Origin of the sequence: Acetivibrio cellulolyticus CD2 (assembly GCF_000179595.2) — a bacterium.
Taxonomy (GTDB): Bacteria; Bacillota; Clostridia; order Acetivibrionales; family Acetivibrionaceae; genus Acetivibrio; species Acetivibrio cellulolyticus.
This window is the reverse complement of sequence record NZ_JH556659.1, coordinates 304,518-317,987: the sequence shown is the minus strand read 5'-3', so window position 1 is coordinate 317,987 and position 13,470 is coordinate 304,518. Positions and strand designations below refer to the sequence as shown.

The 13,470-nt window shown below is 35.4% G+C and carries 11 protein-coding genes and 1 tRNA gene; 3 read left to right on the top strand and 9 right to left on the bottom strand.

The features are described 5' to 3' along the window. Positions 1–185: 185 nt before the first annotated feature. On the bottom strand, positions 186–1,313 hold the full coding sequence (locus ACECE_RS0221390; protein ID WP_010250953.1) for an AI-2E family transporter: 1,128 nt from the start codon (positions 1,311–1,313) through the stop codon (positions 186–188). Positions 1,314–1,555: 242 nt separating this feature from the next. Here ACECE_RS0221390 and ACECE_RS29755 point away from each other — a divergent pair, with 242 nt between their 5' ends. Continuing rightward, on the top strand, positions 1,556–3,025 hold the full coding sequence (locus ACECE_RS29755; RefSeq protein ID WP_010250952.1) for a metallophosphoesterase family protein: 1,470 nt from the start codon (positions 1,556–1,558) through the stop codon (positions 3,023–3,025). A gap of 128 nt (positions 3,026–3,153) precedes the next feature. Here the strand turns inward: ACECE_RS29755 and ACECE_RS0221380 are convergent, their stop codons facing one another. From ACECE_RS0221380 to ACECE_RS0221345, 8 genes are all read right to left on the bottom strand, one after another. Then, complete coding sequence (locus ACECE_RS0221380; RefSeq protein WP_010250950.1) at positions 3,154–3,984, bottom strand: aminotransferase class IV; 831 nt, start codon at positions 3,982–3,984, stop codon at positions 3,154–3,156. An 89-nt stretch (positions 3,985–4,073) separates the two neighbouring features. Then, on the bottom strand, positions 4,074–4,952 hold the full coding sequence (gene dapA / locus ACECE_RS0221375; RefSeq protein WP_010250947.1) for a 4-hydroxy-tetrahydrodipicolinate synthase: 879 nt from the start codon (positions 4,950–4,952) through the stop codon (positions 4,074–4,076). 23 nt (positions 4,953–4,975) lie between these two features. Further along, positions 4,976–6,184: an aspartate aminotransferase family protein gene (locus tag ACECE_RS0221370; protein WP_010250944.1), complete on the bottom strand. Its 1,209-nt coding sequence runs from the start codon at positions 6,182–6,184 to the stop codon at positions 4,976–4,978. Positions 6,185–6,303: 119 nt separating this feature from the next. Then, positions 6,304–7,458, bottom strand: a complete 1,155-nt coding sequence (locus ACECE_RS29750) for a GNAT family N-acetyltransferase (RefSeq protein ID WP_010250943.1) — start codon at positions 7,456–7,458, stop codon at positions 6,304–6,306. 221 nt (positions 7,459–7,679) lie between these two features. Further along, a complete protein-coding gene (gene rsgA, locus ACECE_RS0221360; protein WP_040428907.1) occupies positions 7,680–8,735 on the bottom strand; it encodes a ribosome small subunit-dependent GTPase A in 1,056 nt (351 codons plus the stop codon). 508 nt (positions 8,736–9,243) lie between these two features. After that, positions 9,244–10,026 (bottom strand): DUF975 family protein, encoded by a 783-nt coding sequence (locus ACECE_RS0221355; RefSeq protein ID WP_010250938.1) that lies wholly within the window; start codon positions 10,024–10,026, stop codon positions 9,244–9,246. Between the two features lie 427 nt (positions 10,027–10,453). Then, positions 10,454–10,654 carry a hypothetical protein gene (locus tag ACECE_RS0221350; protein WP_010250936.1) on the bottom strand — a complete coding sequence of 67 codons (201 nt, stop codon included), beginning with the start codon at positions 10,652–10,654 and terminating at the stop codon, positions 10,454–10,456. A 32-nt stretch (positions 10,655–10,686) separates the two neighbouring features. After that, complete coding sequence (locus tag ACECE_RS0221345) at positions 10,687–11,394, bottom strand: MBL fold metallo-hydrolase (RefSeq protein ID WP_010250934.1); 708 nt, start codon at positions 11,392–11,394, stop codon at positions 10,687–10,689. A gap of 230 nt (positions 11,395–11,624) precedes the next feature. On the opposite strand from ACECE_RS0221345, the gene ACECE_RS0221340 reads away from it, so the two are divergent. Both ACECE_RS0221340 and gltX read left to right on the top strand, forming a co-directional pair. Next, positions 11,625–11,699: transfer RNA gene (locus tag ACECE_RS0221340), tRNA-Glu, on the top strand. A gap of 80 nt (positions 11,700–11,779) precedes the next feature. Continuing rightward, the gene (gene gltX, locus ACECE_RS0221335; protein ID WP_010250932.1) at positions 11,780–13,420 is read left to right on the top strand and encodes a glutamate--tRNA ligase; all 1,641 of its coding nucleotides are present in this window, start codon (positions 11,780–11,782) and stop codon (positions 13,418–13,420) included. The last annotated feature ends 50 nt before the right edge of the window (positions 13,421–13,470 follow it).

The following is a 13,470-nucleotide window of genomic DNA, read 5'->3' as shown; positions in this document are numbered from 1 at the left end:
TTCAAATAAAACATTCCTTCTCTATAAATTTCATGGTATGCACACCATAAATAGCAGTTTGCGGCAGCGGATACTCATCCTTTATCATATTCATTTGACCTGCTTAATCGTCGGAGGCCTTAAAGTTATAAACAGACTTAATAACCCTATCAATATTTTTGAAACCTTATAGAGCTACAAAGCCTTTACCCCTCTCTCCTTGCTTTCTGTCTTTCATTTACAGATTGGCTCACCAGCTTGTAAATTGTAGCAAAAATCGGTACACCAAACAATATACCGGAAATTCCAAGCAATCCGCCCCCAACAGTAATTGCAGCAAATACCCATATCCCCGGAAGCCCTACACTTTCGCCAACAACTTTTGGGTAAATTAAGTTTCCTTCAACCTGTTGAAGAATAACAATGAATAAAATAAACAATAAAGCCTTTATTGGGTCATCAGTTACGATTAACAAAAAGCCTATAGCTGCGCCAATATACGCACCAACCATTGGAATCAATGCAGTCATTCCAATAACTGGCCCAATCACGGTTGCATATGGAAAACCAAATATCACCATCCCAAGAGTACACAATACACCGATGATAACAGCCTCTTTGCACTGACCTACAATATAGCTTGAAAACGATTCATTCGCCGTCCGTAAAACATTATATAATTTTTTCCTTCTATCTGCCCTCATAAATGTATTTATCAATTTCTCAAACTTATATTTAAGGTCTTCCTTACTAAAAAGAATATAGATGGAAAAAAATAAAGCCAATATAAAACTCATAATCTTGCCAAATATCGTCCCCACTAAGGAAACCGTTCCCCCAGCCCAGCTGCCCAGTATTTTTGAACCTTTCTCCAGAGCTGTCTTACCATCCATATTAAGTCCATTTAACTTCTCTTGTAATACCGGAAGCTGATCAGCATATTGATTCGCCCATGCAACTACGCTTTCATATATGGCAGGGAATCTTTCTATAAGCAAATCAATAAATTGATTAACCTGTGGAATAAGTATAATCAGGAAAAATAACAGAAATACTCCAATTGTTAAAATTGATAGAAGTATACTTATTCCCCTGCGACTGCTAATAATTACTTTATTTTTGCTCTTAGGAAAATATATTTTTTCATATAGCACTACTAATAAGTTAAGAACGTAGGCAATTCCACCGCCAAGCAACAAAGGGAAAACAACTCCATATATGTTTCTTACTATATTAATGACCCCGGCAAAATTCAGAATTATTAATAGTACTACGCCAATTAAAATAATTGTTTTTACAATTGATTTTTGCGTTAAATTGTTCGCATCATTCATAATATAGAATTCCTTTCATTTACAATCTTAATATTCTGCAATATTATATCATAGTATCCAACCTTATTCATACAAAAATAAAATAGTGACAATCACATTCTACTCCAACGAAAAGGAATTATAGCACTTCCTTATTTTAGAACCAAAATTAATAAATTCTTAATTAAATATCTATTGTTGCAAATTCTTTAAAATGGTACAATTATGCGTAAAATTACATTATAAGCCAGGGGGGCATAACTATGGGAATTTTTAATAAGGAAACCAGTATTTCTAAAAAGGTAATATCTACGTTTATTGTATCTGCGCTAATTGGTGGCTTTATACCTTTTAGTAATTTTAATACTGGAGGTGTAAGCGCAGCTTCAATTTCCGATTCAGGAATGGAAATTCAATTTTCACAAAGCTGTAAAAAACCACACAAATTTGAAAACGCAAAAATCGCAGTACTTTCGGATACACATTACTACGCACCAGAACTCGGCACATCAGGAGCTGCATTTGATGCCTACCTGGCACAGGATACAAAACTTCTTGCAGAAAGTAGTGCCATTTCAAAATCTGCTATTGATGAAATAAAGGAAAGTGATGCCAAGATAGTACTTATAAGTGGAGATTTAACAAAGGATGGAGAAAAGCTTTCCCATCAGCAGTTTTCAAAACTGTTAAAAAAGCTCGAGAAAGCTGGTAAGAAAGTATTTGTAGTTCCAGGCAATCATGATATAAACAATCCTTCATCAAGTTCATATTCAGGTGATAAAACAATAGCGGTAAAAAATATATCTCAGGAACAATTTAAGAAAATATATAAAGATTTTGGCTATGCAGAAGCTATTTCAAAGGATCCAAACTCTTTGTCCTATGTTGTTGAGCCAGAACGAGGCTTGAGGATTATTGCAATGGATTCGACAAAACATAATGAAAATGCAGGTAAAAGTGCACCTGAAACAGGTGGTAAGTTTAGCGACAGCACATATAATTGGATAAAGCAGCAAGTATCAGAAGCAAAAGCTAATGGAAAAACAGTAATAGGATTTATGCATCATGGTTTACTTGAGCATTTCGATGGGCAAAAACAATATTTTAAAGATTTCGTTATAGACAATGGGGAGAATGTTTCTGAAGAATTAGCTGACTTAGGTATGGAAGCTGTATTTACAGGACATTATCATGCACAGGACATTACAAGCAAAACAACGTCTGCAGGCAACAAAATATATGATATTGAAACAGGCTCACTTGTCTCTTATCCATGCCCGTATCGTATTGTTGATCTCACAAAAAATAACCTGACTGTAGAATCAAAAACCATAAAAAGTATTGACTATGACACTGATGGAGTCCCTTTTGAGGAATATTCATGCAATTTTCTTAGAACAGGATTAAAAGCCTCGATACCCTCCATGCTTTCATCTCTTATAAGGCAAATGAATCCTTCTGTGACACAAGAACAAGCTTATGCGGCAGCTGTGAACACTTTAAACATTCAGCCCGCACCTTCATTAACACCTATGACTATTAATGATCTATTGATTGAGGCAAGGGTTCAACAGTATGAAGGAGATGAAGAAGCAAACCCTATAGTAAGTGCAATTTCCCAAGGTATGCTTGGTTCATCAGATCCTATGACCCAATCTTTAGGCTTCCTTTTGAATTCAGCATATACCGATACAGGTGAAGAGGACAACAATACAGTCCTTGAGTTTAACTAATCTCAGCTAAAATTAAACCCCAAAAACTATAGTGTCTACATTTAAGACACCATAATTTTTGGGGTTTGTAAAAGCAATGAAACTCTATCCCAAAAAATCCAATTATACTCGAATTTGCCAATCAATCCTTACTTGATACAATTATCTTGAATATATTGATTGATAATATTATCGTATTCATGCTGAATAGAATTTACTATAGAATTGGTAGATGACTCATAATAATAATTGTCAACGCTTTTTACCGGCAGTACTTTTATAGAAGTGCCTGTTAAAAATACAGCATCAATACTTGAAAGATCATTGACAGTTAAACAAGTCTCACTCAATTCAAATCCCATTCTATGACATATATCCACAACAAAGCATCTGGTTATTCCTACTAAAACGAGATTATTTGGAGCTGTTAATACTTTTTTATCTTGAACAAAAAATACATTTGACTTACTGCCTTCAAGAATTTGATTACTTGAATTCACTAATAAAAGCTCAAAAGCTTTTGTCTCAGAGATTTTCTCACGTATAGTATTGGTGTAATTGTAGTTTATTTTTTTAATATTAGGAGTTTCTCTTTCCAAGTTAAGCAGATTAACCAATACTCCTTTTGAATACTCTTCATTTGTTGGATAGTAAGACTTACTGGTATATACTACAAGCGTCTGTATGGAATCTAAAACTGATATAATAAGCTTCACATTAAAATTATTAGCTTGTTCTACAAAAGTCAGTTTTGTTATACATTCTCTTATAGTTTTTATATCACATGAGCACTCAGTTCCTATTAAATTTAGAGAATTTTCCAACCTTTTAAAGTGGTCTTCAAGGAAAAGAGGTACACTACTTATAACCCTAACAACTTCATATACCATTTTATCGCTATTTAATAATTTCAGTTCATCTACTGCTTTAATTTCACCATTAACTATACAATAACCGCTTGCATTATCGGATATAACCATTTTATCATCACCTATATGATATTTATATTCATTTCAATTTCTTGCCCTTTTTCTGTCAAAGCCATAACTTCAGCTATTCCTTAAATTTATTATATCAATGACAAATCTTTTAATACCTGATCCATCTTTTTCTGATATGTCTCGCTTAACATAGTAAGTGGCAGCTTTAATTCGCTAGAAACCTGTCCCATCTTATACAAAGCATATTTCACAGGTATTGGATTTGCTTCAAAGGAAAGAGCTTGGAAAAGAGGCAACATTTTTGTATTGATTTCAATAGCTGTATTCAAATCGCCCTTCTTCACGCTATTGTATAGCGCAACCAGTTCTTTTGGCATTATATTCCCAATAACAGATATTATGCCGTGCCCACCAACTGCCAGCAATGGCAAAAATGTACCGTCATTACCTGATAAAACGCTGAAGTTTGGTTTTGTTTGCGCTACCAAATTACTTACCTTTTCCATATCAGAAGAAGATTCCTTAATACCAATATATCTTTCTAACGAAGATAACCTAACTACAGTTTCAACTTTAATATCAACTGCTGTCCTACCTGGCACATTATATATAATTAACGGAATATTGTCAGTTTCATCATGAATAGCCTTATAATGCAGGAATATACCTTCTTGAGTAGGTTTTACATAATAAGGAACTACAGACAGTACTGCATCAACCCCAGTCTTTTCAGCTTCTTTCGTTAAGTAAACAGCTTCATCAGTTGAATTAGCTCCTGCATTTGCAATAACTTGTATTCTGTTATTTACAATTTCCTTGGAAAGCCTAAAAAGACTAGTATGCTCTTCCATTGTAATCATAGAAGATTCCCCGGTACTTCCGCAAACAACAATTCCAGCAATTCCTGACTGTATTAATTTCTCTAAATATTCTTCATATGTTTTCTCTGCTATTTTACCATTTTCAAATGGAGTAACAACAGCAACATACACACCTTCTAATTTCATTTTACACCTCTTTCAAAGCGATTTTAAGAAATATGGCTGCAAATTTCATCTAAAATACTTATTGTTTCATCAACTTCAGTATTAGATATATTTAAAGGAGGCATAAATCTAATAGTGCTATCATTTGGAGCATTCACTAATAGGAATTTATTCATACATTCATCTTTTATTTGGTTAGCAACTTCTTTATGTAACCCGATTGCAAGCAGCAATCCGCTTCCTCTAATCTCTTTTATAAAGCTATACTTTTCTTTTAACTTATTTAGTTGTCCTATGAAATATTCTCCCACTAATTTTGCATTATTACACAGGTCTGACTTAATAATTTCATCAACTACTGCTTTCCCTACTGCAGTTGCTAATGGTGTGGAACAATATGTACCGCCTTGATCTCCAGCTTCAAAACAGCATACCTTGTCCTTAGCTAACGTTGCTGAGAGCGGAAATCCTCCTCCAATTCCTTTTGCAAGAGTCATTATGTCCGGTTCGATACCATAGCTCTCATATGCAAACATATGCCCTAGCCTACCCAATCCGGTTTGTACCTCATCTACAATAAGCAAAATATTATTTTTATCACAAAGTTCTCTAACTTGTTTTATGTATGTTTTGTCAGCTGCTACTACACCACCTTCTCCTTGTACAAGTTCGAGCATAAAAGCACAAGTGTCTTTGGAAATAGCTTGCTTAAGATCTTCAATATCATTGTAGTTTACTCTTTTAAATCCCTTTGGTTTTGGCTCAAAAAGATTTTCCCATTTCTTTTTCCCTGAAGCTGCCATCATAGCTAACGTTCTTCCATGAAAACTATTCCAGGTAGTTATTATTTCATATGCACCATTAAGATATTTTTGGCCATACTTTCTTGCAAGTTTGATAGCACCCTCATTTGCCTCAGCACCAGAATTAATAAAGAAAACTTTATCCATACATGAAATTTCCGTAAGCAAGCTTGCAAACTCAATCGCAGGCTTGTTATAGAATGCCGGGCTAGGGTTTATAAGCACTTTTGCCTGCTGTGTCATAGCTTCAACCATTACAGGAGAGGAATGTCCTAAACAACATACCGCCCAACCTGCTATCATATCTAAATATTTATTTCCATTACTATCCCATAAGTATGAACCTTCCCCTTTTGTAAAAATTATTTCCGGCCTGTTAGTTACATACATTACAGATTTTTCTGCTTTTTTTAACAATTCAATATATTCTGTATTATCAATATTTTGCATTTTAGTTATTAGCACCCCTTCTACGTTAAATTATATTTTAATATTATAGCATATGTATAATATAAAAAGTACCACTATATTTTCTTTATATCGCACTATTCAACTATCTGATAAACGCCCTACTTCTCTAAATAAATTAACTTCAATTCGTCGCTGACACATTCAGTCTTATACGTTTTATAGCCCAACTTTGAATAAAATGAGAGGTTCTTTTCGTCCAAATGCCCCGTAAAAAGCTCATACCTTACTCCCCCAAAACACTTTTCAATAGCACCAACAAGCTTTTTACCTATACCTCTGTTCTGATAATCAGGATGTACGATCAATTTGCCAATATAACAGGTACCATCCTTTTCAAAAGCCCTCACAGACCCAACAATTCTTCTGTCCTGGACAACCTTCAAAATTATCTTTGATTTTGCCTCTTCCTGCAAATCTTTAAGTGTCTGCATAAGCGGAGAGATTTCATAATCATTATACCTGCTTGCATTTTCCTGATATGCAAGCTTTTGAAGTACCAGTATTTCCTCAAGGTCTCCATTTACAGCAATATCAACTGAGGGAAAACTATATTTTATCCCAGAAGACGAAATGTAATTCTTTGTTTTCGGACATACAAGAATGCACAGGCCGCAATGTGTTTCTCCCGGTGAAATCCTCCAGGTTCTTTCAATAGCTTTATTTCTGCAGGCTTTATAATTGTAAAATGTTTCACGCTCCTTACCTGCAAACCATAAATCCCCCGAAAGTGCACCTGCCGGACAATTCCTGACACAATTGTCACATGTTCCGCAATTTGATTGGTTGACTGGTTTATCAACTTCTAACGGAGCATCGGTTAATACTGATGAAATCCTGACAGCAGATCCGTATTTTTCTGTAACCAGCAGCGCACTCTTACCTATCCACCCAATGCCAGCTCTCGTAGCAACAGTTTTATGCGGAAGGATTGTAGAGTGATCCTTATACTCAATGCTGACATTTGCCCTGGTCTTCGGTAAAGCATTAAACCCACCATCCTTGATTATCTCTCCAGCTTTTATATCCAAACTGTCAAGCAAACTGTTTATTCTTTTATATTCATCATAGTATTCTTTTGTAGGACCATTTCCCAATCCATTTATTATTGCCGGATCTAAAGCAACTGCAATGGAAATACCATAATTAAAACCATCTCTTTGATTTTCAGGCAAATCCCTCAGGTCAGCAAAACCAACAAGTGAAGCCCCCATTTTTGTTAATTCCGTTTTTAACCGTTCTGATAAGTTATACATATACTCTCCTCCTCTTCCTTAACTAAATAAATAGCCCACAGAATCATATATACGTGACTCCGTGGGCATATATCCCATCGTGTAAGGTTTGAAAGCCTCTATGCAGCTCAAGCAATTTAGCTCTTATGCATACTCACTTTTAAACAATTTTTTCATATCTTTTCCAACTTGTCAATACAATTACAACATAATCGTTTCTGCTGCAACTTTAAGTCCTTTCCTTACCCCTTATGCTTTCCAAGCTGCTTCTGAAGCTTCGCTATCTGTTTGCCCCATTGCTTCTCCTGAAGTCTTAGCTTACCTTCTTTCTTGGCTTCAATATGAGCCAGTTCCTTTTGTAATTTCAGCCATCTTTCCCACCTTCCCATTTCCAGTTTTCCTGTGCTAAGGGCTTCTCTTACAGCACACCCTGGTTCATTCTCATGTTTGCAGTCATGGAAACGGCATAGTTCTACCAGTTCCTCAACATCACCAAACATAATCTCCATGCCAGTATCTGCTTCCCATAGAGATAAAGCTCTCATTCCAGGTGTATCCATAATCAATCCTCCCCCAGGTAAAAGTAAAAGTTCTCTATGGGTAGTTGTATGTCTTCCTCGACTGTCATCCTCACGGATTTCCTGGGTTTTGAAAAGTTCCTTACCGGCCAAAGTATTAATTAATGTCGATTTACCAACACCGGAAGATCCAAGTAAAGTTACAGTTTTCCCAGGTGCAAGGTATTTTCTTATGCCTTCGATACCTTCTCCCGTTATGCTGCTTATAGCGTAAACATCCACTCCCGGTACAGTATTATACACAATTGCCACTTTATCAGCCACATCGTCACAGCAATCTGCCTTTGTCAATACAACTACCGGTAGCGCACCACTTTCCCACGCTGCAATCATATACCTTTCCAGCCTCTTCATGTTGAAATCCCTATTGAGTGACTGAATAAGAAACACTGTATCAGCATTTGCTGCAACAACCTGCTCTTTTACTTCAATTCCTGCCGCTGCCCTTGAAAACTTTGTTTTTCTATTAAAAACACTTCGTATGCATGGTAATTGGTTTTCTGCCACATACTCCAATGCAACCCAATCACCCACCGCAATTTGCATATCTTTATCTGCCTTCCTTACTGATCTGCTTACAAGAATATCTCCCTCTTCGGAAGCCACCCGCAGCATTTGACCGTAGTCTGCCACTATCCTTCCCCGAAACATTCTCTCAGCGCATATTTGCTTCCATTCATGTTCAAAATATTCATCCCATCCGTAACTATTTATACTCATTATATAAATCCTTCCTTTATAATTTTTTCTGTTCATTGGTTCAAAATCTCATATTAAAGCATATAAAAATCCCGCAGATAACGACCACCTGCGGGTTTAAAAGAGACCTCCCATTTACAGAGATGCGTCTCCTCACTTTGTTTAAAAGCAATAAAAAAACACGCTACCAATTTGCGTGTGCTATTTGATAAATACACGATTCAGGTTGCTCGAAAGAAGCTGCATAGGTAACACAAATAAAACCTGTTTTAGGTATACACGCGAACCTGTGCCAATATTAAATTAGTTAAAAACCACCTCAACATTTTTTACAGACATCAAAACAACTCCTTTCGCTTTATAATTGCATAATACTGCATTAATTTAATTATACAATCAATTCCAAATATCGTCAACATATTATAACAAGGGACACTACAGAACGCAGTGCCCCTTGTTTTACATCTTATAAGGCTTTCAGTGTAAATACTGTACTATAACAAGATTTTATTATTTACGCTAGATTGAATTATAGCAAACCAATCCCATCATCCGGGCGCTGATAATTTAACATCAATTCATCATACCTGCACATACCTGTATCAAGAGCATTTTTTCGAAGTACTAAATATAGCTCAGCATTAGTAGCATTTTCATATGGCAATACAAACACCATACCCACACAACAAGCTAGCAACCCTAATAAATACCATCCAATAAAAGACAAGTCCAAAACAAACATATTCATTTTATGTCCGTTAGTCATTTCAATGCTCAGTTCAATTGCTCTTTTACTCCCTATATTTGGGTTATCGGCTAGAATATAAGGAACCATTCTATAAGCATATCTTTTAATAATCCCAGGTACAATCAGTGCCAAATACCATAGAAAATTTTGCACAGCCCTACGAAACATTGTTGATACTATTCCTAAATAAGTTTCTCCCTGAAATGCAAATCTGAAGCATTTTTTGTTGTCCTCATATTGAGCTGATTTTATAAAATACCTTCTTCCACCAACCTCTAAAGAATATCCCACAAATACTCGAAAAGCTAAAATTAACAGAACCACTACTACCAAAACAATGAGCAGTATGACTCCCCAATTTGAAAAAATACCGTCGCCTGAAAAAAGGGATGAATTGGTGCCTGAATAATCACTAGTACTTCCGCTTCCGCCGCTTCCTCCACCGCCTCCTCCGCTATTGCTTCCGCCAGCTAATGCAATAACTATACTAACTAAAAGTGCTTCCCAATAATTTGTTTTCAATACTGCTTTTGCTTTCTCTTTAAGTTCTGCTCTTGACCACATATGGGACCTCCCTATTTTTTGTTTTTAACCTTATGATATTAATTTATCTTTACCTGAAGATACAAATAATCTTGGTGTTTAATATCATATGAAATCATGCTTTTCCTCATAAAAAACGTTTCTAGTCTACTCCTCTTTATTAAAACATATATAAAACTATATCGTCAAATTACTTATATCTGTTAAATATCAAATTATAAATTACCAACCCCAACAATAAAAGATCTGGTTTTATGTAAAGCATAAATTCACTTGACACCAACTCCAGGAACACAACAATTTATTTTTTGCATATCAATATAAAGTAGTATTCTTATTTTTAATCTTGAAGGAGGCAATTTAAAGTTATGAAAAAAATAATTATAACATCTATTATCGGAATGCTAGCAGGAATATTTGTAGCACTTAATTCTGGGGGATCGCACTATTACGAAAATATACATTCTACTTTTATTTCTCCGATACCTTTTGTATTGTCAATGCTAGCATGCTTTTTGGGATTATCATCGCTGGGTTTTTCTATTTTCCACAAATCAGAAGATATAACCCGGCTGGCAAATCTATTTTCAAAACTATCCTGTATATTATTTATCATAGGTTTTCTTTTATATTTAATTTTATAATCCATATAAAACGAAACACAAATACTCAAACAACTCTTTACAAGCTATATTTTTCATACTGCTTTGAAACAAATTCTCTGCTATCTTCTGTACCATGGGATGGGAGATATACTGAGCATCCGGTGTCCAGCAGCCGTTTCCAGCTCTCAGCCATTAGCTTGGTGTCCAGTGCAAATGGTGGACATATGGAATTAAAAAGACCTGACATTGCATCCCCAACTAATGCAATTTCATTGTCGACAATTATACTCATTGAACCATAGGTATGACCCGGTGTATGAATAATATAGGCATTGAACCCAAAAGAACTCAAATCATATTTGTCCTCGACCTCTATATCAACTACAGCAGGTTTATATTTCATCCGCAATTTTCCACTTTCCGTTTTCATGAATGAATTGGCAATAAATCTTGTCAAAGCATTTGTTCCTTCTGGAATAGAGCTGTCTCCTGATGTAATGTACTTTGCTTCATTTTTATGAGCAATCAGCTTTAACTTGTATTTTTCTTTTAAGTCTGCTGCATTTTCAGTATGGTCATTATGGGCATGAGTTATTATAAGTGCAGTTACCTTCTCATTGTTTGCAGTCAAACTGTCAATATTTCTGCATAATTCCTTCCAACCAGGTTTTAAGCTGGTATCAACAATTAGCAGGCTATTTCCGTTGGATACTGCAAAAACGCTTGAGCCTCCTTTTAAAAGTTGATATATAGTATATTGGTTTTTTGTAACCCATTTTCTCACAATACTTACCTCCTCAATTTTCCTTATCTTCCAACAGTTCCAACCAATAATACTTTATCATTTTTTTACATTATATGCTAGTCAGAATATTTCTTATCCCTTCTGTATTTCTAAAAAACTAAAAAACACTATTTTCACATCACGCAACTATGGTAACAAGAGGTTCTCACTTTTTCAAAATTTTATTGATAAATCTTTCCGATAGGTGTATAATAAGCAAATGTAAATATGATCCATTGGTCAAGCGGCTAAGACGCCACCCTCTCACGGTGGAAACAGGGGTTCGATTCCCCTATGGGTTACCAAAAAGGAACAGACGGTTTTTTGTTTAAATTGACAAAGCAAACCGTCTTTAATTTTAATTATCATGAAATGAGGTACGATTATGGATTACAAGAAATTAGCTGATTTACTTTTTCCAAATATCACAAAGCCAATATCTTATTATGAAGAAACTGTATTTCCAAATAGAAACTTAAGTGAAGGTGCAAAAGTCACCAGACTAGCTCCAAGCCCTACGGGATTTATCCATCTGGGCAATCTTTACGGAGCCTTTGTTGATGAACGTTTAGCACATCAAAGCAACGGGGTATTTATGCTCCGTATAGAAGATACTGACGAAAAACGAAAAGTAGAGGGAGCCGTAGAACTCATTATTTCCTCCCTGGAGTACTTTGGTTTAAAGTTTGACGAAGGCGCAAGCGTTGATAGAGAAATTGGAAACTATGGACCATATTATCAAAGCAATCGTGGAGAAATATATCAGACTGTTGCAAAATATTTGATTGAGACTGGCAGAGCTTATCCTTGCTTCTGTTCCGAAGAAGAATTGGAAGAAATAAGGAAACAGCAGGAGGCTGAGAAGGTAAATACAGGTTACTATGGTAAATGGGCTAAGTATAGAGATACATCCTTAGAAGAAATACAAAAGCATTTAGACAATAACGAAAGTTTTGTTCTCAGATTTAAATCAATGGGTGATCCTGAAAAAAACTTCGAGATAGATGATGCCATCAGAGGCCGCCTTTCAATACCTGAAAACAATCAGGATGTAGTTATTTTGAAAGCTAATGGAATACCTACCTACCATTTTGCGCACGTGGTTGATGATCACTTGATGAAGGTTACCCACGTAGTAAGAGGCGAAGAATGGCTTTCAACCTTGCCTATACACTATGAGCTGTTTAAAACATTAGGATGGGAACTGCCGGTATATTGCCATACAGCTCACTTAATGAAGATAGATGAAGGAGTAAAGAGAAAGCTTTCGAAGAGAAAAGATCCTGAATTGGGATTGGAGTTTTATATGAAATTAGGATATCATCCTGCAACAGTCAGGGAATATCTTTTGACAATTTTAAATTCCAACTTTGAAGAGTGGAGACTTGCGAACCCGGACAACAGCATATATGACTTTAAATTCACTTTGGACAAAATGAGCAACTCAGGTGCTTTATTTGATTTAAATAAGCTCAATGATATAAGTAAAAATGTTTTAGTTAAAATTCCGGTAGAAGAAATTTATGATTTCCTGCTTAAATGGGCTAAGGATTATAAGCAAGAAATCGTCAATCTGTTAGTTGACCAAAAAGAAGATGTAATAAAATTGTTATCTGTTGGGAGAAATTCCGATAAGCCTCGTAAAGACTTAGTTTATTGTGAGCAGATATTTGAATTTATCAGCTATTTCTTTGACAATTATTTTAAAGTCGTTGATGATTACCCTGAAAACATTGATGATTCAGAGGCTAAAAAGATATTGAAAGCATACCTTGAAACTTATGATCACAGTGATGACCAAACTCAATGGTTTGGAAAAATAACAGAAATAGCTACAGCAAACGGATATGCAGCAAAACCAAAGGACTATAAGAAGAATCCCGAAATGTATAAGGGTCATGTAGGTGATGTGAGTACCGTCATTAGGATTGCCCTTGTCGGACGTAGCACTTCACCTGATATTTGGGAGCTTCAACAAATTATGGGTGAGACAAAGGTAAGAGAAAGAGTTCAAAGTTTGATATAATGGATTTCAAGAAATATATAAAAACCGCCAATCATGGAACACTCCTTGAT